The sequence below is a fragment of the Roseateles sp. genome, assembly GCF_036486225.1.
In the GTDB taxonomy this organism is placed as follows: Bacteria; Pseudomonadota; Gammaproteobacteria; order Burkholderiales; family Burkholderiaceae_C; genus Roseateles.
Genome location: NZ_DASVNZ010000010.1, coordinates 1 through 23,084 on the forward strand (window position 1 = coordinate 1; position 23,084 = coordinate 23,084).

The 23,084-nt window shown below is 68.1% G+C and carries 17 protein-coding genes; 6 read left to right on the forward strand and 11 right to left on the reverse strand.

Annotated elements, in window-relative coordinates:
* Nucleotides 1-290: 290 nt before the first annotated feature.
* Complete coding sequence (locus VF536_RS01025; protein ID WP_331612912.1) at nt 291-1,079, reverse strand: alpha/beta hydrolase; 789 nt, start codon at nt 1,077-1,079, stop codon at nt 291-293.
* Nucleotides 1,080-1,694: 615 nt separating this feature from the next.
* Here VF536_RS01025 and VF536_RS01030 point away from each other — a divergent pair.
* The 4 genes from VF536_RS01030 (at nt 1,695) to VF536_RS01045 (ending at nt 4,975) form a co-directional block, all read left to right on the forward strand.
* Nucleotides 1,695-2,327: a choice-of-anchor J family PEP-CTERM protein gene (locus tag VF536_RS01030; protein WP_331612913.1), complete on the forward strand. Its 633-nt coding sequence runs from the start codon at nt 1,695-1,697 to the stop codon at nt 2,325-2,327.
* A gap of 68 nt (nt 2,328-2,395) precedes the next feature.
* A complete protein-coding gene (locus VF536_RS01035; RefSeq protein WP_331612914.1) occupies nt 2,396-2,878 on the forward strand; it encodes a post-PEP-CTERM-1 domain-containing protein in 483 nt (160 codons plus the stop codon).
* A 3-nt stretch (nt 2,879-2,881) separates the two neighbouring features.
* Nucleotides 2,882-4,381, forward strand: coding sequence for a PA domain-containing protein (locus VF536_RS01040; protein ID WP_331612915.1), 1,500 nt, complete (start codon nt 2,882-2,884; stop codon nt 4,379-4,381).
* Between the two features lie 318 nt (nt 4,382-4,699).
* Nucleotides 4,700-4,975 carry an HU family DNA-binding protein gene (locus tag VF536_RS01045; RefSeq protein ID WP_297524037.1) on the forward strand — a complete coding sequence of 92 codons (276 nt, stop codon included), beginning with the start codon at nt 4,700-4,702 and terminating at the stop codon, nt 4,973-4,975.
* 120 nt (nt 4,976-5,095) lie between these two features.
* On the opposite strand, the gene yghU is transcribed toward VF536_RS01045, so the two are convergent.
* Genes yghU through VF536_RS01070 form a run of 5 tightly spaced genes read right to left on the reverse strand, consistent with a single transcriptional unit; the run spans nt 5,096 to nt 13,020 of the window.
* On the reverse strand, nt 5,096-5,968 hold the full coding sequence (gene yghU / locus VF536_RS01050; RefSeq protein WP_331612917.1) for a glutathione-dependent disulfide-bond oxidoreductase: 873 nt from the start codon (nt 5,966-5,968) through the stop codon (nt 5,096-5,098).
* A gap of 53 nt (nt 5,969-6,021) precedes the next feature.
* Nucleotides 6,022-7,110 (reverse strand): NADH:flavin oxidoreductase, encoded by a 1,089-nt coding sequence (locus VF536_RS01055; protein ID WP_331612918.1) that lies wholly within the window; start codon nt 7,108-7,110, stop codon nt 6,022-6,024.
* A complete protein-coding gene (locus VF536_RS01060) occupies nt 7,110-8,645 on the reverse strand; it encodes an efflux transporter outer membrane subunit (protein ID WP_331612919.1) in 1,536 nt (511 codons plus the stop codon). Before VF536_RS01060 ends, VF536_RS01055 begins: the two co-directional genes overlap by 1 nt.
* Complete coding sequence (locus VF536_RS01065; protein ID WP_331612920.1) at nt 8,642-11,878, reverse strand: multidrug efflux RND transporter permease subunit; 3,237 nt, start codon at nt 11,876-11,878, stop codon at nt 8,642-8,644. The genes VF536_RS01060 and VF536_RS01065 overlap by 4 nt, the downstream gene beginning before the upstream one ends.
* On the reverse strand, nt 11,875-13,020 hold the full coding sequence (locus tag VF536_RS01070) for an efflux RND transporter periplasmic adaptor subunit (RefSeq protein ID WP_331612921.1): 1,146 nt from the start codon (nt 13,018-13,020) through the stop codon (nt 11,875-11,877). Before VF536_RS01070 ends, VF536_RS01065 begins: the two co-directional genes overlap by 4 nt.
* 199 nt (nt 13,021-13,219) lie before the next feature.
* Here VF536_RS01070 and VF536_RS01075 point away from each other — a divergent pair, with 199 nt between their 5' ends.
* Complete coding sequence (locus VF536_RS01075; protein ID WP_331612922.1) at nt 13,220-14,149, forward strand: LysR family transcriptional regulator; 930 nt, start codon at nt 13,220-13,222, stop codon at nt 14,147-14,149.
* A gap of 100 nt (nt 14,150-14,249) precedes the next feature.
* Here VF536_RS01075 and VF536_RS01080 read toward each other — a convergent pair whose 3' ends face one another.
* From VF536_RS01080 to hmpA, 4 genes are all read right to left on the reverse strand, one after another.
* On the reverse strand, nt 14,250-15,611 hold the full coding sequence (locus VF536_RS01080; RefSeq protein ID WP_331612923.1) for a hypothetical protein: 1,362 nt from the start codon (nt 15,609-15,611) through the stop codon (nt 14,250-14,252).
* Nucleotides 15,612-15,619: 8 nt separating this feature from the next.
* Nucleotides 15,620-16,759 carry a serine protease gene (locus VF536_RS01085; RefSeq protein ID WP_331612924.1) on the reverse strand — a complete coding sequence of 380 codons (1,140 nt, stop codon included), beginning with the start codon at nt 16,757-16,759 and terminating at the stop codon, nt 15,620-15,622.
* 171 nt (nt 16,760-16,930) lie between these two features.
* Nucleotides 16,931-17,764, reverse strand: coding sequence for an enoyl-CoA hydratase-related protein (locus VF536_RS01090; RefSeq protein ID WP_331612926.1), 834 nt, complete (start codon nt 17,762-17,764; stop codon nt 16,931-16,933).
* Between the two features lie 153 nt (nt 17,765-17,917).
* Nucleotides 17,918-19,105, reverse strand: a complete 1,188-nt coding sequence (hmpA, locus tag VF536_RS01095; protein ID WP_331612928.1) for an NO-inducible flavohemoprotein — start codon at nt 19,103-19,105, stop codon at nt 17,918-17,920.
* A 146-nt stretch (nt 19,106-19,251) separates the two neighbouring features.
* Here hmpA and norR point away from each other — a divergent pair, with 146 nt between their 5' ends.
* Nucleotides 19,252-20,814 carry a nitric oxide reductase transcriptional regulator NorR gene (gene norR / locus VF536_RS01100; RefSeq protein WP_414710246.1) on the forward strand — a complete coding sequence of 521 codons (1,563 nt, stop codon included), beginning with the start codon at nt 19,252-19,254 and terminating at the stop codon, nt 20,812-20,814.
* 3 nt (nt 20,815-20,817) lie between these two features.
* Here norR and VF536_RS01105 read toward each other — a convergent pair.
* On the reverse strand, nt 20,818-23,084 hold a 2,267-nt coding region (locus VF536_RS01105; protein ID WP_331612930.1), incomplete at its 5' end, for a di-heme oxidoredictase family protein.

Consider the following 23,084-nt stretch of genomic DNA (forward strand, 5'->3'; position numbering starts at 1 on the left):
GTCGAGTGGTCGACCGGCTACCCCATGCTGAGGTCGCCCACAAACGCCAACGCGCGCACGGCGTCGAGCACCGGTACGCGCGAACCCGTCGCAGGGACGGTTCCGGTCGCCGCGGTCGCCGCGGTCGCCGCGGTCGTCACGGTCGTCGCGGTCGCAGCGGCCGGCGAGACCGACGACGCGTTGGGAAAAGTCGACGGGGGCAGGGGAGAAGGGTCAGTCACGGCGTCCCAGGGGCAAAGTCCAGCGCACCGCGGGCACCGCGCCATGGGTGCCCGCGGACGGCGCGGACCTTACCGGGATTGCCGGACGGCGTCCAGGATGACCTTGGCGACCGCTTCGGGCTGCGACTGCTGCGGCACGTGCGAGCTGTCGATCTTCGTGACCTTGGCGCCGGCGCGCTTGGCCATCGAAGCCTGCGCCTCAGGGGAGATCATGTGGTCGGCCGTGGCCAGCAGGTAGTACGACGGCTTGTTCTTCCACGCCGCGGTCGACACCGTCTGCTCGAAGGCCTTGGCCTGGATCGGGCCTTGGGTCGCCGTCATCACGGCGGTCGCCGCCGGGGGCAGGTCTTGCGCGAAGTGGTTCTTCATGCCTTCGGCGGTCAGGCTCAGCCAGCCCTGCGCGTCCGCCTTGAAGTGGGCCGAACCGGACGGCGTCGGGAAGCCCTTGCCCTGTTCGCCGGAGTTCTGGCCCGAGTCGGGCGCGAACGCCGCCACGTAGACCAGCGAGGCGACCTTGTCCGAATTGCCGGCTTCGGTGATCACCGTGCCGCCCCACGAGTGGCCGACCAGCACGACCTTGCCCGGTTGCGCATCGATCGCGCGGCGCGCGGCGGCGACGTCGTCGGCCAGCGAGCTCAGCGGGTTCTGCACCGCGGTGACCTGCACGCCTTCGCGCTGCAGCAGCGGGATGACCTTGGCCCAGTCGGAGCCGTCGGCGAAGGCGCCGTGGACGATCACGACCGACGGCTGGGCCGGGGCCACCGGCGTGGCGGCGAACGCGGCGGTCGACAGGCCCGCCGACGCGGCGAAAGCGGTGGCGGCAACGGCGGTGGCGATGAAGCGGCGGGTGAAGTTCATGGTCAGGCTCCTGGGGTTGAGGGTGTGTCGGAACAGGGCTCTACTGTCGCGATTCGAGGCCGCGGCCGGTATCGGACGAATGTCCGAGGGGGACGCGCCAGCGCTGCTTCCGAGTCCCGGGCGTGTCCCCTGGAGCAGGTGACAAACGAGTGACATCGCCCCGAAATGCCCATCGGTGTTTACACGGAGGCCGCCACACTCCCGGCGGGCGATGTTTCCACCGCGTTAAGCGCCCATCGCCCCGACCGGGCGGCAGCCGCCGTCGCCGAGCGGCCCGCGCCCACCCCCCATGTCTTCCCGCATCCCCAATGCGGATGCGTTTGCGCGGCGTTTGCGGCCCCTCCGCGCGGCTCGCCCCGGCAAGTCCTGACCCCGCCTCCCGGCCGCCTGCCGGCCCGAAAGAGTCATCTCCTAGGGAAACAACCACCCCCGCACCGAGGGGGAAACCCGGCCCGACCCCCTCGTGCTCTCCGTGACAAGAGTCACAGAATCGACACGCCCGAAGGTCGTCCTCCCGCCGGCCCTCAGCAGTCAAGACGGCGCATCGCATCACGGCGCGCCGTCGCCCAAGTCCAGGTGGACATCCCACCTTCATCCTGAAGAAGGACGTAGAACATGTTCAAGAAGACCTGTCTGGCCCTGGCGCTCGTCGGCGCCGCGGCCGCGGCCCACGCCGGGCCCACCCTCATCAACGAGGGCTTCGACGACGTCACCGCGCTGCCCGGCTGGCTGATCTCCAACCAGGGCACCCCCGGCGGCACCACCCAGCCTTGGGTCCAGGGCGACCAGTCGATCTTCACCGCGCTGAGCGGTGCGGCCAATTCGTACATCAGCTCCAACTACAACAACGTGCCCGTCGGCGGCACGCTGTCGAGCTGGCTGATCAGCCCGGTGTTCTCGGCAGCCGAGAACCTGGAAGTGTCGTTCTGGGCCCGCGGCGACATCGTCCCCGGCTTCTTCGACCAACTGACCTACGGCCTGGTCAACGCCGCCGGCGTCTTCAGCAGCTTCGCGCCGCAGGCGACCGTGACGGTGACCGGCGACTGGACCCAGTACAGCTTCCAGCTGGCGGGTCAGGGCGCCGGCTCGACCTCGCGCTTCGCCATCCAGTACATCGGTTCCGGCGACGTCGCGAACTACGTGGGCGTCGACAACGTCACCGTCAACGTGCCCGAGCCGTCGACCTGGGCCCTGGCCGGCGTGAGCCTGCTGGGCCTGCTGGCCGCGCGCCGCCGCAAGCAGTCCTGAGCCGCATTTCGCGTCATCGCGTCATCGCTTCTCAGAACTTCCGAGTCATCTCCGCAAGGACAAAGACCATGATCACCCGCATCTCCCTGGGCCTGGCGATCGCCGCGGCCCTGCCGCTGGCGGCGCAGGCTCACGAAGCCGCCACTCCGGCTGCTTCCCCCGCTGCCACGCCGGCCTCGCTGTCCGTGGCCGACGCGGCCGCGGCAGCCGCTGCGACCGACACCAACAACATCATCATCGTGCGTGACGCCGACACCGGCCTCCTGCGCCTGGCGACCCCCGACGAGCACAACGCCCTCAAGGCGCTGCCCGCCAACGCCAACGCCCGGGCGCGTGTCGCCTCGCGCGCCGCCGCGCTGACGCCGCTGCTCAAGCAGCATCGCAGCGGCGCGGTCGGTGTCCGCCTGACCGACGACATGGTGAGCCAGTCCGTCATGGTGCGCGGCGCCGACGGCAAGCTCATCGAAGCCTGCTTCGCCAGCAAGGAGGAGGCCGAGGCCTTCATGAAGAACGGCGGCGCTGCCGCCAAGTCGGCCCTGCCCACGGAGTAAGCCATGCAGACCACCTTCAAGAAAACCGTCCTTCGCACGGCCCTGCTGGCCGCGCTGTGCGGCGCCGGCGTCGCGCAGGCCGCCACCATCGTCATCCAGAGCCGTGACCCCGCGGGCGTCGGCTTCAACGACACGACGCCGGTGGCGCCGGTCGGCGGCAACCCCAAGACCACCCTGGGCGAGCAGCGCATGTACGTCTACCGCTACGTGGCGGACGTGTGGGAGAAGGCGCTCGACAGCGACGTGACCATCACCGTCAACGCCGGCTGGGAAGCGCTGACCTGCACCTCGTCGCAGGCGGTGCTCGGCAGCGCCGGCGCCTGGAACATCTGGCACGACTTCCCCGGCGGCACGCCCGGCACCTGGTACCCGCAGGCGCTGGCCAACAAGCTGGCCGGCGAGAACCTGAGCGCGGACCAGCCCCCCGGCCCGTCCGGCTACGACAACGTCGACATCAAGACCCAGTTCAACATCAACCTGGGCAAGACCGGCTGCCTGGACGGCTCGCCGTTCTACCTGGGTCTGGACGGCAACTTCGGCACCGGCGTGAACTTCGTCGAGACGCTGCTGCATGAACTGGGCCACGGCCTGGGCTTCTCGGTGCTGACGGTCTACACCGGCTCGGTGGCGTCCGCGGTGGGCTACCGCCTGAACGCGGACGGCACGGCCTACGTCGCCAACGGTGGACTGCCCAGCGTCTGGGAGCAGTACATGTATGACAACACGGCGGGCAAGAGCTGGCTGACGATGACCAGCGCCGAGCGCCGGGTGTCGGCGGTCAACCCGCTGGGCCTGGCCTGGACCGGTCCCAACGTGCTGGCGGGCGCCGGCATGCTGGCGGCCACGCCGGTGCTGAAGGTCGCGAGCTCGGCGCCTGGCCAGTCCGGTCAGTACGCCTACGGCACGGCCTCCTTCGGTCCCGCGGTGAGCTCCGGCCTGTCGCTGGGCGGACTGGCGACGGTCTCGCCGGATCCGACCAACGGCCAGGGTTGCCTGCCGTTCAGCCCGGCCGACACCACGGCCGTGGCGGGCAAGGTGGCGGTCATCGATCGCGGCGTCTGCGGCTTCGCGGTCAAGGCCAAGAACGCGCAGAACGCAGGCGCGATCGGCGTGATCATCGCCAACAACGCGGCGGGCGCGGCCCCCGGTCTGGGCGGTGCCGATCCGACGGTCGTGATCCCGACGGTCAGCGTCTCGCAGGCCGACGGCGTCAAGCTGCGCGCGGCGATCCTCGCCTCGGTGCCTTACGGCAGCCGCGGCAAGCCGGGCCTGGCGACCTCGTCGCTGTCCACCGATCCGAGCAAGCGCGCCGGCGCCGATGCGCTGGGTCGTCCGCTGCTGTACACGCCGAACCCGATCGCCTCGGGCTCGTCCGTGTCGCACTGGGACGTGTCGGCCTCGCCGAACCTGCTGATGGAGCCGAACATCAGTCCCGACCTGGGCCTGATCCTGGTTCCGCCGAAGGACCTGACCAAGCCGCTGCTGAAGGACCTGGGCTGGTAATCCCACCCGGTTCCGACACCCGACGGCCCCCTGGTGGGCGAGTCGGGTAGGATGGGCCTCGAAAGCCTGGTGCGAAAGCGCCAGGCTTTTTTCTTGCACGCGGCAGCCGGACGTTGTCCGGAACCCGCCCGAATGTCGGCCCTATGTCGTCGAGTAGTGGCCCGGATGTCGCTCGAATGGGCGATGAAATCCGCCATGCGGACGTTTGAGGGGGTGAAGGGGGCGGCTGGTTGCGTCTTCAAACAGGCGGGTGGTCAGGACTGGCTGATAATCGCCGGCCCCGGCTAGCCGGAACCTGGTTTTTTACTGGAAGCATTGATGAACAAGAGTGAACTGATCGAAGGCATCGCCACCAAGGCTGGCGTGACCCGTGCCGTGGCCGCGACCGCCCTGGACGCGACCCTGGAAACCATCACCGAAGCGCTGGCCGCTGGCGACCAGATCGCCCTGGTCGGCTTCGGCACCTTCAAGGTGAGCGACCGTGCTGCCCGCACCGGCAAGAACCCCGCCACCGGCGAAGCGCTGGACATCCCGGCCTCCAAGGTCGCGAAGTTCACCGCCGGCAAGGCGCTGAAGGATGCAGTGAACAAGTAAGCCTCCCGGCTTGCCGTCACTGGGCGACGCCCGCTCCTGCGAAAGCAGGGCGGGCGTTGTCGTTGGTGGGGCGAGTGGGTGCGGGAACTCCCGACGAGGGGGCAGGTGTTGCCCAGCGCTTCAACGGGCCAGCCCCAACGCATCCAGATCCGCCGCCGAATGCCGCTCCCGCAGACATTCGCCCGGCTTGCCGTTGATCCGGTTGACGACCCGTCCCCTGGCGACGGCGGGCCGAGCCGCGATGGCCTTTTGCCAGCGCAGCAGGTGGGGGTAGTCCTCCACGGCGAGGAACTCCTGGGCGCCGTAGTTGAAGAGGCTTGTCGGATACCACGGCCACACCGCCATGTCGGCGATCGTGTAGTCGTCGCCGGCGAGGTACTCGTGCGTGGCCAGATGCGTGTCCAGCACGTGGAGCTGCCGCTTGGTCTCCATCGCGTAGCGATCGATGGCGTACTCGATCTTGAAGGGCGCATAGGCGAAGAAGTGGCCCAGGCCGCCGCCGACGAAGGGCGCGGCGCCCATCTGCCACATCAGCCAGTTGAAGGTCGCCGTCCTGGCGCGGAGATCCGTCGGCAGGAAGGCGCCGAACTTCTCCGCGAGATAGACCAGGATGGATCCGCTCTCGAAGACGTTGATCGCCGGATCCGTCGAGCGGTCCACCAGCGCGGGGATCTTCGAATTCGGATTGACGTCAACGAAGCCACTCCCGAACTGGTCGCCCTTGAAGACGTCGATCAACCAGGCGTCGTACTCGGCGTCGGTGTGGCCGGCCGCCAGCAGTTCCTCCAACAGGAGGGTGACCTTCTGCCCGTTGGGCGTGCCTTGCGAATACAGCTGCAGCGGATGTCTGCCGACAGGCAGCTCCTGCTCGAACCGCGCGCCGGAGGTCGCGCTGTTGATCGTCGCGAATGAATGCCCATAGGTCTGCTTGGTCGCCCAGACCTTGGGCGGCACGTAACCGGCCGGCTGGTTCTCGTCAGGGGTGTCGCTCATGGGCGTGTTCCTTGAGGAAATGAGGAGGGAACGAGGAGGGAAGGGGGATGACATCAGAGGCTGCCCGGCAGGACGAACGCCGGCCAGCCGCGCATGTGATCGATGAAGCGCTCGCTCAATCCGCCGGCGCGCAGGAACTGCGCCGTCACCGGCAGGGTGGGGCTGTCGTAATGCGGGTCGGCCGCGACCTGCAGCGGAAAGTCTCGCTGCAGGATGCCGGCGCGGCCGATCAGGACGAAGTCGCAGCCCTCGTCCAGGAGCTCCGCCGCGCGCTGCGCGCTCATCACCCGGCCCGCCGCGCCGACGCGAACGCCCTTGCGGGGAATGCCCGTGAAGACGCTCAGCATCGTCTTCCCGAAGAACGTGCCCTCGCGGACGATCTGCCGCGAATCCCAGAGCGCGAGGTCCAGGTAGTCGATCAGCTCGCGATCGAGGATGTGGGCGGTGATCTCGCGCAGCTCTTCGAGCCGCAAGCCGTAGCGCTCCACAGACAGCCGCCAGCCGATCTGGAAATCGGGGCCGGTGGCTTTCCGGATGCCCTCGAGGACCTCGATCGTGAGTCGCGCGCGGTTCTCGACGCTGCCGCCGTAGGCGTCGCCGCGCCGATTCAAGGCCGGGGACATGAACTCGGACAGGATCCAGCCGAACGCACCGTGCAGCGCAACGCCGTCGAAGCCTGCGCGCTCGGCGCGCTTGGCGGCTTCGATGAAGCTGTCGCGGATCCGCTCGACCTGGTCCGTCTTGAGACCGTGGATGCCGTCCAGTGTCCCGGTCGAGGCCGGGGAAGGGACGCCGCCGATCAACGGATTGGCGCGATGGCCCGCATGATGCAGCTGCACCGCGGAGAGACCGCCGCCAGCGCGGATCGAATCGGCCATGTGGGTCAGCGCCGCCAACTGCGAATCTTCATGAATCCCCAGTTGACGCTCGAAGGCGATGCCGCTCGCTTCGACCGTGGCGGCGCCCGTCTGGATGAGGGCATAGCCGCCTTGCGAGACTTGATCGATCCAATCGAGGTCGAACTCCGACGGCGTGCCGTCCAGCTCGCTCTGCTGGTTGGTGAGCGGCGCCAGCATGAAGCGGTTGCTCATGGCCGGACCGTGCAGGAGAGACAGGGGTTCAAAGAGGGTGGACACCGACATCAGAGCTCCCACCCGCCGCCGAGCGCGCGGACCAGATCCACTGTTGCCCGCGCGCGTTCGCCTTCGGACTGGAGCCGCGACTGGCGGTGGCGCAGCAGCGTCCGCTCGGCGTCGACGACGATGAGGTAGTCGACATCGCCCTCGGCGAATCGGGACCTCGCGGAGCGGGCCACGTTCGTCGACGCTTCCTCCGCGCCGCGCAGATGGCCGAGTCGCTCATCCACCGTCCTCATCGAGACGAGCGCGTCCTCGACTTCGCGGAACGCCTGCAGCACCGTCTTCCGATAGACGGCCACCTGTTCCTCGTAACGGGCGCCGGCGCGGTCTGCGTCGGCACGACGACGTCCGCCGTCGAAGACCGGCAGACTCAGCGCGGTTCCCACCAAGGGCCCGAGCAGGAAAGTCCGTTGCGACCAGCGGCCCAGGTTGCCCAGATCGGAGGACTCGTAGCCCAGCGCCCCCGTGAGCGTCAGCGAGGGGAAGAACACCGCCCTCGCCACGCCGATGCGGGCGTTCTCCGCTGCCATGGCGCGTTCCGCGGCCGCGATGTCGGGGCGACGCTCCAGCAGGGTGGAAGGAAGCCCCGCCGGGAGTCGCACGGACAACTGCGTCAGCGGCGTCGCCTCCAGCGCGAAGTCCGCAGGCGCCTTGCCGAGCAGGGTGGCCAACGCATGGGACGTCAACGCGTGCTGCTGGTTGACGGCCACGTGCTCGGCCTGGGCGGCGTACAGCTCCGTGCGCGCCTGCTCGACCACATGCCGCGCCACCGCGCCGACGCCATGCTTGCGCTCCTGCAGGCGGATCGCGTCTTCCCGCAGGCTCACCGTCTCGCGCAGCAGCCGCCGCTCTCCTTCCAGCTGACGCAGGCTGAGGTAGGTCCTGGCCACGTCGGCCTGAACCAGCAGCAGCATCTGGTGCGCCAGCGCCTGCTGCTGGGCCGCGTCGGCGCGTGCGGCGGCGACACCGGCCGAGACCTTGCCGAAGAGATCCACCTCATAGGCGACGGAGGCCTGCGCGCGCCACAGGGTCTGCGTCGACCCCGGTGCGTCGTCGCCCCGTCCCGCGGCGGCACCCGAGATGCGCTGACGGGTCGGGCCGAAGCCCGCGTCCACCGTCGGCGCACGAGCGGATTCGCTGCGGGCCGTGAGCGCCCGCGACTGCTTGAGCCGCGCCATCGCGATGGCGACGTCGGGATTGGCCTTGAGCGCTTCCTCTTCGAGACGCACCAGCACCGGATCCCCGAACACGGTCCACCAGGGCGAGGGCGTCTGTTGATCCGCAGGCTCCGCGGGATGCCAGCGGCCGAGTTCCTCAGCCGCATTCAGCGTGGCACCTTCGCCCGCGTTGTCACCTGCGTTGGCGTTGTCACCTGCGCCGCGGTCCTCTTCGACGAAGCGCGCGGGCAGGTTCAGCTCAGGGCGCTGTTCCGTCTGCGTGACGGCGCACGCGGTGAGGACGAAGACGCCCACCCCGAGGGCCACGGCGCGCAGCATCCATCGAGCCGGACGGCGGCTCGTCATGAGAAGTCGGTTCATGCTTGTCCCTCCGGCTGCTGGAGCGCTGGGTGATGGGGATCGGTGTGGCGGGGAGCGGTGTGATGGGGAACGATGGCCGGCGCGTCGTGATGCACGGCCGAATGCAGGGGCTTGCCGCCGCTGAGCCGCCGCACCACCACGTAGAACAACGGCGTCAGGAACAGGCCGAACAGGGTCACGCCCAACATGCCGAAGAACACCGAGATGCCCATGGCTTGGCGCATCTCCGCGCCCGCACCGGTGGAGAGGGCCAGCGGGATGACACCCATGATGAAAGCGAGCGAGGTCATGAGGATGGGGCGCAGCCGCAGGCGGCTCGCTTCGATCACGGCCTTGACCGTGGACATGCCCGCCATCTCCAGCTCGCGCGCGAACTCCACGATCAGGATCGCGTTCTTCGACGCCAGCCCCACCAGCACGATGAGACCGATCTGGGTGAAGATGTTGTTGTCCCCGTGCGTGAGCCAGACGCCCAGCAGCGCGGAGAACACGCTCATCGGGATGATCAAGATGATCGCGAAGGGCAGCGTCAGGCTCTCGTACTGCGCGGCCAGCACGAAGAACACGAGCAGCACGCACAGCGGCAGGATCCACACGGCGCTGTTGCCCGCGATGATCTGCTGATAGGTCAGCTCGGTCCATTCGTAGCCCATGCCGGGCGGCAGCGTTTCCGCCGCGATGCGTTCGATCGCCGCCATCGCCTGGTCCGACGAGTACCCGGGCGCGGGCGCGCCGTTGACGTCGGCCGAGGTGAAGCCGTTGTAGCGCTGCACCTGGTCGGGACCGTAGGTCTGGCTCACCGTCGCGATCGACGCGATCGGGACCATCTGGCCCGAGTCGCTGCGCACGTGCAGCTGGCCGATGTCCTCGGGCTTGGCGCGGAACTGGCTGTCCGCCTGCATCCGCACCTGATAGACGCGGCCCAGGAAGTTGAAGTCGTTGACGTAGTACGAGCCCAGGTAGGCCTGCAGCGTGTTGAACACCGCCGGCGTGTCCACGCCCAGCTGCTGCGCCTTGGTGCGGTCGATGTCGAGCTTGAGCTGCGGCACGTTGACCGTGTAAGTCGTGTACAGCGGGCTCAGCTCCGGCGCCTCGGACGCCTTCTTGATGAAGGCCTGCGTGGCCGCGTACAGCGCCTCGTAGCCGAGGTCGGCGCGGTCCTCGATCTGCAGCTTGAAGCCGCCCGTCGTCCCCAGTCCGAAGACCGGCGGCGCGGGGAACACGCCGGTGAAGGCGTGGCCGATGCTGGCGTACTCGCGGCGCAGATCCGCGGCGACCTGGTCGGCGCTGACACCCGGCCGGTCCTTGAAGGGCTTGAGCAGCACGAAGGACAGGGCGGTGCTCGAGCTCTTCGTCACGCCGTTGATCGACAGGCCGGCGTACCCGGACGTGGCCATCACGGCCGGATGCTTGAGCGCGATCGCGTCCATGCGGTGGATCGTGGCCTCGGTGCGGTCCAGCGTGGCGCCTTCCGGCAGCTGCGCCAGGCTCACGAGGTACTCCTTGTCCTGCGCCGGCACGAAGCCGCCGGGCACATGGTCGGTGAGCCACCAGGTGCCCGCCAGCAGGACGCCGTACACGCCCAGCATCGCGCCCTTGTGCTTCAGCATCCGCCCGATGCCGCCGCCGTAGCCTTCCGAGGCGCGGTCGAAGGTCCGGTTGAAGCGACCGAAGAAGCGTCCGAACACCTTGTGCATGCCGCGCGTGAGCGCGTCGGGCTTGTCGCCATGGGACTTCAGCAGCAGGGCCGACAGCGCCGGCGACAAGGTCAGCGAATTCACCGCCGAGATCAGCGTCGAGATGGCGATGGTGATGGCGAACTGCTTGTAGAACTCGCCCGTCAGACCGCTCAGGAAAGCCAGCGGCAGGAACACCGCGGACAGCGTCAACGCGATCGCGATGATGGGGCCGCTGACCTCGCGCATCGCCTGGTAGGTCGCCTCGCGGGGCGTCAGACCGCGGGCGATGTTGCGCTCGACGTTCTCCACGACCACGATGGCGTCGTCGACGACGATGCCGATGGCCACGACCAGCCCGAACAGCGACAGCGTGTTGATCGAGTAGCCGGCCAGGTACAGGAAGGTGAAGGTGCCGATGATGGAGATGGGCACCGCCAGCAGCGGGATCAGCGAGGCGCGCCAGGTCTGCAGGAAGATGAACACGACCAGCACCACCAGCGCGATGGACTCCAGCAGCGTCTTCACGACCGCGTCGATGCCGGTCTGGATGGCGCGGCTGGGTTCATAGACGACGCGATAGGCGACGTCCTCGGGGAAGTCCTTCTTGAGCTCCTCCATGGTGCGGTGCACCTCGCGCGAGATCTGCAGCGAGTTGGCGCCGGGCGCCTCCTGCACGGCCACCGCCACGGACGGTGCGTTGTCCAGCGTGGCGCGGATGCCGTAGTCCTCGGCCCCCAGCTCCACGCGCGCCACGTCGCCCAGGCGCGTGATCGCGCCGCGGGCGTCGGACTTGATGACGATGCCCTTGAACTCCTCGGGCGTCTTGAGGCGGCCGTCGGCGTTGACGCTGAGCTGGAACGCCGCGTCGGACGTCGCCGGCGCGCTGCCGATCGAGCCGACCGCCGCCTGGATGTTCTGGCGACGGATGGCGTCGGCGACGTCATTGGCGCTCAGGCCGCGCTGGGCCAGCGCCGCGGGGTCCAGCCACACGCGCATCGCATAACCGCCGGGCCCCCAGATCACGACGTCCCCCACGCCCGGGATGCGGGCCAGGCGGTCCTTCACATGCAGGATCGCGTAGTTGCTGATGTAGTTGTTGTCGTAGGTGCCCTTGGGCGAGACCATGTGCACCGCGATCGTGATCACCGGCGAGTTCTTGACCGCCGTGACGCCCAGCCGCTGGACGTCCTCGGGCAGCCGCGCCTGCGCCTGCGACACGCGCGTCTGCACGAACTGCTGCGCCTTGTCCGGATCGGTGCCCAGCTTGAAGGTCACCGTCGTGTACAGGTGGCCGTCGCCGGCGGACTTGGAGTCCATGTACAGCATGTCCTCCACGCCGTTGATGGCCTGCTCCAGCGGCGCGGCCACGGTCTCGGCGATGGTCTTGGCGTTGGCGCCCGGGTACTGCGCGTGCACCACCACCGACGGCGGGATCACCTGCGGGTACTCCGACACCGGCATGTGCAGCGCCGACACGATCCCCCCGAGGAGGATCAGCGCCGACAGCACGCAGGCGAAGATCGGTCGGTCGATGAAGAACTTCGAGATGTTCATGACCGGTCTCCCGCGGCGGCCTGCGCGTTCACCGCGGCGCCCGGCGTCACGCGGAACGCGCCGTCCACGATGACGCGGGATCCGGCTTCGACGCCGCTGCGCAGGACGCGCTCGCGGCCCTGGAGCGCGCCGAGCTCGACCGGGCGGCGCTCGACCTTGTCCTGCGCGTTGACGATCAGCACGTACTTGCGGTCCTGGTCCGTACCGACGACGGCGTCGTCGACGACCACGGCGTTGTACGGCGCCGCGCCTTGAAGGCGGATACGCGCCTGCAGGCCCGGCAGCATCTCGACGACCACGTGCTCCAGCCGCGCGCGCACGCGCACGGTGCCCGAGCGGGTGTCCATCTGGTTGTCGAGTGCCTCGACGATCGCTGCATGCGGGTAGCCGGCGTCGCTCGCCAGACCGACCTTGACGAGCGGGCGCGCGCCCGTGCGCAGGGCAGGGGCGATCAGCCGGAGATAGCTCTGTTCATCGACATGGAAGGCCGCGTAGAGCTTGCCGTCCGACACGATGCGGGTGAGCGGCGCGGCATCGCCGCCGGCGCCCACGACGTTGCCCGCGGTGATCTCGGCGCGCGAGAGCCGGCCGGCGATCGGGGCTCTCACCTGCGTGTAGCTCAGCTGCAGTTGCGCGCGGGCGAGGGCCGCCTGTGCGCCCTTGAGGGCCGCGGCCGCCTGCCGCGACGCGTTGTCGAGCGTGTCGAACTCGCGACGCGCGATCGACTCCGAGTCCAGCAGCCGCTTGCCCCGCGCCAGTTCCAGATCGGCCAGGCGTTGACGCTCCTCGGCACCGGCCAGATCGGCCTGCGCCTGCCGGACCTGGGTCTCGAAGGGCGCGGGATCGATGGTGAAGAGCAGGTCGCCCTGACGGACCTGCTGGCCGTCCTTGAAGTGCACGGCCAGCAGGGTGCCCGGCACCTTGGGCCGCACGTCGACCTGCTCGACCGCTTCCAGACGCCCGGTGTAGTCCTGGGTGTCGGACACCTGGCGCAGGGCGGCGGGCCGGACCTTGACGACCGGCAGCGGCGCGGCCGCTTCAGCATGGGCTTCCGGGGAGTGATGCCAGAGGACGCTGCCGGCGCCGAGCAGCGCCATGGCGGCCGTGGCGATCGCCAGGGGGTGCTTCTTGAGGGGGGTCATACGAGAGACTCGGCATGGAACATGGGCCGGAGTCTGCGCGGCTGTCGCCCTCGCATCCAGATTCGAAACTGGCTATATTTATTGCCTCAGATGGAATTATGGCGGACGGAAGATGACTGCTTCACAGGTGAAACAGCTCAGAATGTCGTCGCCGCTTGTTCCAGTTTGAAGAAGAAATTCCGCACACGACGAGCCCCCGATGGACCGACTCCAATCCATGCAGATCTTTGCGCGCGTCGTCGAGATGCACAGCTTCGGCAGGGCCGCGGAAAGCCTCTCGCTGCCGCCCTCGCGGGTGACTCGCGCGGTCAAGGAACTGGAGGCCTTCCTGGGCGTGCGTCTGCTGCAGCGGACCACGCGGCACATCAGCCTGACCCCGGACGGCACGACCTACTACGACCATTGCCGGCGTCTGCTGGCCGACATCGAGGCGGTCGAAGCAGGCTTCCCCGGCAGCGCCGGGCGGCCGCGGGGACGCTTGCGCGTGGACATGACGCTGTCACTGGCGCGTCTGGTGGTGCTGCCGGCGATCGAGCAGTTCCAGTCGAAGTTCCCCGACGTCGAACTCACGCTGACCGTGGCGGACCGGACGGTTGAGCTCGTTCAGGAGGGGATCGATTGCGTCATCCGTGCGGGGACGCCGGAGGACTCGCCGACGCTGGTGGCGCGGCGCATCGGCGCCTTCGACTGGGTCACCTGCGCATCGCCGCAATACCTGGCACGGCACGGCGCGCCATCGTCGCTGGAGGACCTCCAGAACCACCATGCCGTCGGGTATCTGTCGAGCCGCACCGCGCGGACCCTGGACTGGCATTTCGTCATCGACGACGAGGACCGCTTCGTCCGGGTGCCTGAGGGCCTGGTGGTGAACGACACCGATGCCTACGTGGCCTGCGCGCTCGAGGGCCTGGGGCTCATCCGCGCCGGCAGCTACATGGTGCAGCCGCATCTGCTCAGCGGGCGTCTGCAGCGCGTGCTGACGGATTGCCCGTCGCCCGCCGTGCCGCTGTCGGTCCTCTACCCGAAGAACCGGCACCTGTCGCCGACGGTGCGGGCCTTCGTGGACTGGGTGGGCGGCGTCGTGCGCGAGGCCGAGGTCGGCTGGCGGGCCGCAGTGCGGCCCGAGTGATTTCCGAGCACACTCAAGGGCTGACCCCGATCGCAGATCGACGAGCACAAAGCGACAGCCGACCCTTCATGAGTCGTAGATCGCGTTTTGCAGACCATCCCTAAGGTGTTGAAGAGGAGTCCGCCTTGGCCTTCTCGTCTGCCAGCGCCTTCTGGGCCTTCATGACTTCGGCCTCGGCAAGAAGTTGCTTCGTCTGAGCCTCAATCAGCCCTGTGTTCTGGGATTGGAGGTCCACGCGCAGTTTGATGATGGAGGCGGGTACCTCGATGATCGCCTTCAAGATGTCCACCGGAATCCGTGCAATGGCGTTGAGTTGACTCTGCCTCTCGGACCGGTAACCGGTGGGTGACCCGTTCTTGAACTCAAAGTCGAGCTTTGTCCTGGTGAACTGACCTGCTTTGAGTGGCAGCAAAAAGCGAGTTTCCGAGTCTGGCATCGTGGTGGTCAAACGGGCGAAGGAGGCCGACCCGTTGACGGCACAAGGGCCTGCGGAACTCTCCTCGACGGTAATGGTCGTCGACACCAACGGGCGGTAGAACAGCCCAGCGCTGGCGTCGGCATCGCCCGGAGTACCTGAGTCCGACGGCGGAGGAGGCGCAGAGGAGGCGAGTTCGGGAGATGACAGCCCGACGGGGGCCTTGGACGATGACGCCTCGGTTTTCAAAGTGAGGGTCCCTTGGGACTTATCCGCTAGCTCCTTTGCGACGGATTTCACTTCGCTGTGGTTCAGCGGGTCAAACGTCGCCGAGTACTTAAACGGTTTGCACTCGCCTGCCGTGAGTGACTCTGTGAGGGCTGGTTTACTTCCCAAAGACGAGCTCGCAAAGGCCGCAGCCAGATTTACCAAGATTGCACCCAACTGCCCCGTCGAGTCAGTGCTTCCCGTAGCTAGCAGCCCGTTCTCCGTCGTAATCTTGACGGTATCGTCGCGCGTCATGCTGTCGTTGAGGACAGCGACATATCGAGCGTTACGGTCTGCGACCGGAGCGCCTGCCTTCAATGTGACGGCCTGCTCGAGCTGACCCTCTTTGGCCTTTACTTCAGCGAGTCGTTTCTCCGCCTCTTTGGCGGCAAGTTTCACGGCCTCGACCTGCGCCTTACGCAAGCGCGCGATGGCATCTGCGAGGTCTCGCTTCTTGGTAAGGTCAGCCTTCACTGAATCGCCGCTCACAGCGAGCTGAGCCTCAGCATCCTTCAGGGCCAGCGCCGCCTCCTCGTTCACCTTCGATGCCGCTGTCACATCGTCTGCGGTCTCCTTCGCAGCCTTCTCTGCATCGGCCACCATCTTCGCAGTGACTACTGTGCGACTTGCTTCCAGAGCAATCTGGCCCTTGGGTAGGGCATAGACCAAGCCCGCAGTGACCTTGCTGGCGTCGCTGGAATGCACGACCGCAGTTTGGCAGCCGGATAGAAGAACGGCGGCTCCGATCAGGGCGCTTAGCGGATGCAGGTTTGACTTCATAGGATCCCTCATGGCAGCGCTTGAATGGTGGGTGAGAAGGCGCGAATCGAGCTGGCAGTCACTCCACTGTTTGAGCCTCCGCTTGCCTTGCAACCGCCCAATACGTGAACTGCAATCAGGTTTCCGCCTTGCTCAAGGACGCCTGCGCCGGAGGCGCCTCCCCTTGTGTCGACGTCGGAGTACTGCAGGTAGGGCAGGGCGACCGAATGCTGTTTGCCGGTCGCGACCATCTTCGGATTTCCGTCAGGATGTTGGATGACAGTCAGCAATGAGGCTGCTTTCAGCACCTCTGCGGACGAAGAGACATTGGTCGTACCGAAAAGCTTCGAGGGATAGTTGCCGTCGTCTCCTTTTCCGGTCTCGACAATGGCGTAGTCAAGGCCTCCAAGACGATGCTCAACAAGACTGACAATGGGGTAAGCGATGGCCGTTCGGATTGAGGAGCCGGTTGGGGGACGCTGATATCGGAAGTTCAGCTTCATCAATGGCGCCATTTCGGCCGGACTGAGCGGCGTCCCGTTTTTCCGCGGCGTCGTCCAGCCGTTCCCATCAATGTCGAAGCAATGACCCGCAGTGAGCAGATGACGCTCGTCAATCATCGTTCCAGTGCACCAACGCTGGTCTTCAACGTTCCCTGGGTCCCCTCCAGAGCCGAGCCTTTGGAGCAAGTTGCTATGCCACTGAATTTGAGCGACCGGCTTCTCGTGGTCGTCAACAAAGTTCTTGGGCGGGCTTGTTCCTTTGTACCGTTCGACATCCACTGAGTCGTCTTTGGGGCCGCAGATGGACTCAATGGTGAGCCGAGTCTTGGCGTCAATCCAAGAGTTCAATTCGGCCGCGACGGAAGCCCTCTGCCTCAGTAGATTCGACGCCTTCAGCGACGATGATGATTCCGCCGCCGTGAGCGCGGCGTCGTCGATGCTCTTAAGGCGGCGTGATGCGTCTTGGAGCTTCTGTTGAATGACCAAGTCACGAGACCGTTTCACGCTCTCGGCAGGTGGATTGGTCTCCTTCGCCTGAACCTGCGCGAGGGCCTGCAAGGGGGCGACAGCAACTGCAAGTACGCCCAAAGCGGTGACTGTTCTGCTCATCTGTTCTCTCCCAATCTGGCCCAGAATGTGAACAGTCAACCGATTGGCGGTCATCATCAAAACTGACTAGTTGGCCAAGGTATCGATGGCTTGGTGGCGTACGAGTTCGCCGGTACTCCGCTGGGGAGCACTTGAGCCACCGATGAAAAAGCCGCTCTCGCTCTGAACCAGTCATCCAAAGGTTTTACGGGCCCCGTTGAGCACCGATTGAATCGGTCCGAGATGGGCCTAACCCTCGCGGAAGAACTTCAACGCCGCCAGGTCCGGGAATGCCGTCGACCGCTTGGCCTGCGCGGCCGCGAACGCCTCCATCAGATTCCTGTTCTGCCAGATCGCCGCCTGCAGCCAGCCCATCTGCTGGAGGCTGTCCTTGACGCCGTGATCGCGGGCGTAGTGGATCGCCTGCTTGCTGCCCCAGACCGCCACCGGCGGCTTCTGCGCGATCTCGCGCGCGCATTGCAGCGCGGCTTCCACGCATTCCGCCTGCGTCGCGAAGACGTCGTTCACCAGGCCCACGGCCTGCGCCCGCGCCGCCGGCATGCGGCGCCCGGTGTAGGCCAGTTCCTTGACCACGCCCAGCGGCACCAGCTTGGGCAGGCGTTGCAGCGTGCCCAGGTCGGCCACCATGCCGATGTTGATCTCCTGGATGCAGAAGAACGCGCTGGTCTCCGCGTAGCGGATGTCGCAGGCCGCGACCAGGTCCACCGCGCCGCCGATGCAGCCGCCCTGGATCGCCGCGATCGTCGGCACGCGCAGCTCGTCGAGCTTGTTGAACGCCAGCTGCATGTCGGCCAGCAGGTCGACGATGGCCGCGCGTCCTTCGGCGCTGCGGTCGTCGAGCTGGATGCCGCCGTTCTGGAATACCTCCAGCGACATCCCCGCGCTGAAGTGCTTGCCCGTCGACGAGATCACCAGCGCCCGCAAGGTCGGGCTGCGGTGGAGCTGCTCCAGCAGCGCCTCCAGCTCGCGCCACAGCTGCGGCGACATGGTGTTCATCGCATCGGGCCGGTTCAGCACCAGGTGGCCGACGCCGGCTTCTTCGCTCAGGGTGAGGCAGTCCATTCGAGTCTCCTTGGATCGTTCCTGTCGTCCCTGTCACCGGCTGGATGCATCTCGCAGCCGGGCAGGGGATCGGACGATGCTAGCGGGAGACGGCCGGACGCCGCGTCAAGGACGCGACGTCCGATGCCGATTGGAGAGCGCTCTCAAGCACCGTCAGGCGCCGACCAGTTCCTCGGCGGGACCGAAGAACTCGTAACGCAGCTGCCCCGTCGGCACACCCAGCGAGCGTCCCGCGCGGTAGACCGCCTGCATGAAGGGCTTGGGGCCGAGCAGGTACAGGTCGACGTCGCGGTCCTCGGGCAGGTGGCGCGCCAGCAGCGCATCGGTGACGTACCCGACTTCATGCGGCTCGTCGCCGTCGCGCGGCGCGTCGTAGACGTAGAGCGCCTGGACGTTCTCGTGCGCCGCCGCGAGCAGGTCCACGCGCTCCCGGAACGCGTGCACGCCGCCGTGCCGCGCGGCGTGGATGAAGCGGATGGGCCGGCCGCTGGCCGCCGCCGATTCCAGCATCGCCATCGCCGGCGTGATGCCCACGCCGCCCGTCACCAGCACCAGCGGTCGCGTCGCCGCGGCATCGAGCGTGAACTCGCCCGCCGGCGCCTGCACGTCGAGGCGGCTGCCGACCTCGGCCGTGTCGTGCATCCAGTTGGACACCAGCCCGCCGTCCTCGCGCTTGATGCTGACGCGGTACCAGGGCTTGCCCGGTGCGTCGGACAACGAGTAGTTGCGGCGCACGGTCCTGCCGTCGATGTCCAGCACCAGGGTCAGGTATTGCCCCGGATGGAAGGGCGGCAGCGGCTGGCCATCCACCGGCTCCAGGTAGAAGGACGTGATCAGCTCGCTTTCGCGTTCCTTGCGCGCGACGACCATCGCGCGCTGACCGCGCCAGCCGCCCGGCAGCGCCGCGGTGGCGGCGTAGACCTGCTCCTCGGCATCGATCAGCAGCTGCGCGAGCGCGCCATAGGCCTCGGCCCAGGCCGCGATGATCTCGTCGGTCGCGACGTCCGCGCCCAGCACCTCGCGGATCGCGGCCAGCAGGCAGGCGCCGACGATGGGGTAATGCTCGGGCTGCACGCCCAGCGCCACATGCTTCTGGATGATGCGGGGCAGGGCGGGCGCCAGCTCATGCACGCGGTCGATGTGGCTGGCGTAGGCGAGCACCGCGCCGGCCAGCGCGCGCGCCTGCGTGCCCTCGGCCTGGTGCGCCTCGTTGAAGAAGGCCTTCAGCGCCGGATGCTCGGTCAGCATCGCGCGGTAGAAATGCCGCGTGATGTCCTCGCCGCGCGACTTCAGCAGCGGCACCGTGGCCTGGATCAGGGCGATGGTCTGGGGCTTGAACATGAGCTTCTCTACTCCGATTTCGTTGTGATGCTCCTTCTCATTCACGATCCGTGCCAATGCGAAGAACTTTCAGAGTTGCTCATAACTGGTTGATTTTCAATGAATTCAATGCCATTGATTCGCGATGTGGGTCGAAATGACCGAAAATGCGCTGGTGTCGGATTGACAACATGCAGGTCGAAGTGACTTCAGATTCCCGCTACCGCCAATTGCTTGCCGCCGTGCGCGGCCTGGTCCGCTGCGACGCCGCGGCTCTGTTGCGGCTGATGCCCGACGAAGCCGCGCCGGTGTTGCAGCCGGTGGCCGTCGACGGGCTGGCCGAGGAAGCCCTCGGTCGACGCTTCCCGGTCGCCGCGCACCCGCGTCTGGCGCGCCTGCTCGACAGCGGCCACGGTCTGCGCTTCCCGTCGGACGCCGGTCTGCCTGACCCGTACGACGGACTGCTGGAACACCAGCACGAGCTCGAGGCGGTGCACGACTGCATGGGCGCGCCGGTGCGCGTCGACGGCCGGATCTGGGGGCTCGTGACCTTGGATGCGCTGGATCCGCACGCGTTCGACGGCGTCGACGACGGTCGGCTGCAGGGCATCGTCCGGCTGCTCGAAACCGGCATCGCCGCCGAGGAGACCATCGCCGAGATGGCTCGTCGCGCTGAACAGGACCAGGCGCTCGCCCGCGCCGCGTCACGCGTCGGCGCGCGCGAGCTGCTCGGCCGCAGCGCCGCGATGGTCCGCTTGCGCGAGGAGATCGACACCGTCGCCGGCTCCGACCTCACCGTGCTGATCCTCGGCGAGACCGGCGTCGGCAAGGAACTCGTCGCGGAGCGGCTGCACGCGCGCTCGTTGCGGCGCGATCGGCCGCTGGTGCAGATCAACTGCGCAGCGCTGCCGGAGACGCTCGCGGACAGCGAGCTCTTCGGCCACAAGCGCGGCGCGTTCACCGGCGCGGTCACCGATCGCAGCGGCAAGTTCGAGCTGGCCGACGGCGGCACGCTGCTGCTGGACGAGGTCGGCGAGCTGCCGCTCCCGGTGCAGGCCAAGCTGCTGCGCGTGCTGCAGAGCGGCGACGTGCAGCGGCCCGGCAGCGACCGCGTGCAGAAGGTCGACGTCCGCGTGATCGCCGCGACCAACCGCGACCTGCGGGAGGAAGTCGCACGGGGCCGCTTCCGGGCGGACCTCTATCACCGGCTGTCGGTCTATCCGCTGCGCGTGCCGCCGCTGCGAGAGCGTGGTCGCGACGTGCTGGCGCTCGCCGGCGGTTTCCTGGAGGAGAACCAGCATCGGCTCGGCGCGCGCAACCTGCGCCTGTCGCCGGCGGCCTCGGAGGCCCTGCTGGCCCACGACTGGCCGGGCAACGTGCGCGAGTTGGAGCACCTCATCAGCCGCGCTGCGTTGCGCGCGCTGTCATCGGCAGGCCGGGCGGGGCGATGGATCGCGATCGAGCCGGAGCATCTGGGAATGCCCGCGATGACCGCCGCTGTGGACGCCGCCTTGGACGCCGCGGCGCCGCCACCAGAGATCGCGCCAGAGATCACACCGGAAGGCCCGCCAGGCATTGGCCTGCGCGAAGCCACCGAACGCTTCCAGCGCCAATGGATCGCGGCGGCGCTCGCCCGCCATGGCGGCGCGATGGCCGCCGCCGCACGCGAGGCGGGCATGGACCGGAGCAACTTCCTGCGCCTGGCCAAGCGCCTCGGCGCGACGACCTGAGGCTCACAACGAGCGCAACCAGGCCAGCAGCGCCTCGCGATCCGTCTTCGACAACCGCTCGAAGCGCTGCCGCGATTTCTCCGCTTCGCCGCCGTGCCACAGGATCGCTTCGGTCAGCGTGCGCGCGCGTCCGTCGTGCAGGTAACCGACCGGCGTCGACTCGGCCACCTGCTCCGTGTAGCCGATGCCCCAGAGCGGCGACGTGCGCCACATCGCGCCGCGCGCCCGGCCTTCCGGCAGCGTGTCCGCCAGGGCCGGTCCCATGTCATGCAGCAGCAGGTCGGTGAACGGACGGATCGTCTGGTCGCGCAACTCCGCGAACGGATGGTTCTTCCCCGTCTTCATCTCCGCCGTGTGGCACGCCGCGCAGCGCAGCGCGTCGAACACGCGGCGGCCCGCCGCCACCTGCGCGGCATCCACGCGGTGTTCCTCCGGCGGCGCGACGCCCTTCGGGAAGCCGCTCGCGAGGCTGCGCTGCGCCGGCACGGCCAACAGCTGCATGTACTGCGTCAGCGCGTTCAGGTCGCTTTCCTGGATGCCCTTTTCCGCGGGGGCGGCGCGGCAACCCGCCGGGTCCGTCGAGCAGCCGCGGTTCGGGAACACGGGCGAGGTGACCGACATGTCGTTGAGCAGCGCCGCGGCCACCTGGTGGCGCACGCTGGCCTTGGCGGCCTTCCAGCCGAAGCGGCCCAGACGCGTCTCGCCGGATTCCGGATCGACGCTGAAGTTGGCCTTGCCCAGCACGCCGTCGGGGTCCGGCGTCGTGCGTGCGCGGGCCAGGATGTCCGCCTCCGGCACCGCCTCCAGCAGGCCCACGCCGATCAGCGGCTGCGCGGCGCGCGCCGACCACAGCTGCGGGACCGGCCCGTCGAAGCCGAAGGTCGGCTTGCGCAGCTCGACGCGGGTGCCGTCGGCCAGCGTGACCGTGCGGGACTCGAAACCCGCCACCTTGACGGCGAGACCCCCGTCCCGCGACGCACCGGAGGCCGTCGCCGTGTTCATCAGGATCGCCGACCCATAGCGCGGGTCCGGCCGGATCGCGCCGTCGGCGTCCCTTACGGCGACGTGGAAGGCCATCCCTTCCAGACGCTGGCCCACCATGAACGGCGCGGCGCCGCGGCCGTTGTTGGTGTGGCACTGCACGCAGGACGTCGCATTGAAGCGGGGACCCGCCAGGTCGACGATGGCGGCCATCGGCTCGTTGCCGGGCTCGAGGTGGACGCCGGTGGTGAAGCTGCTGTGGGCCGTGCGGCGACCTTCGACGAAGCGCTGCATGTTCTGCATGCCGATGTTGCCCGCCGGCTGCTGGAACATCCGGAGCCCCTCGGCCGAATAGTTGTACGAGACGGAGCCCAGCCCGCCCGACAAGGTGGACTCCGGCAGCGGCGCGCTGTTCAGGCGCGGCGACACGCCGTACCACGGGGTCAGTCCTTGCCCGACGACGTAGAGCCACTCGTTGGCGTAGTAGCGCAGGCCTCCGCCGTCGCCCACGGCCTGCATCGCGGCCGAGGTCGTGACCATGGCCGGCGCCATCTCGACCGGATCGCCGACCTTCAGCGGCCGGGAATTCACCTGGATGCCGCTGGGAAAGCCGTCGGCGCCCAGGCCCGCGTGGCCCGGGTAGTCCTTGATCACGACCGTGCAATGGTCCTCGCCCGGCTGGCCGTTGGCCGGGTAGGTGACCGGCTTGCAGATCGAGGGGGTCCCGTCGATCAGCTCGCCGTTGTTCATCCAGCCGTAGCCGGTCACGCCGACGCGGTCGAAGGCGCGGAAGAACGCGGTGCCGCCCGGCAGGAAGTCGACCGTCGGGTTGTAGGTGTTGATCTTCAGCACCGGCCGGGTGACACCGGCCACACGGCTGTTGTCGACGATCTCCAGACCCCAGGTGCGGTGTCTGAAGGACTCGGGCACGAAGCTCAGGGCGGCGCCGCGACGCTTGTCGACCGGATGGCGCGAGGCATCGACGGTCTCGTTGGGGCCGTAGCCGATCTCGTTCCAGTCCTCGCCGCGCTCGCGGCCGTGGCGGGCCAGGCCGCGCACGCCGAAGCGGGTCACCAGCGTGCCGTCGGGCAGCGTGAACTGCAGCGTCTCTATCGGCGATTGCGGCGGGAACAGCGAGACCAGCACCGCGCCTTTGGCGGGCACGGGGAAGGGCGTCGTGGGCAACTCCGGGAGCTCGTTCCCGCTGTCCGAGGCGGCGATCGCCGCGGACTGGGCGGTGACGCCGGGCGCCAGGTCCGCGGCGCCCTGGGCGCCGGCGTCCTGCGGGC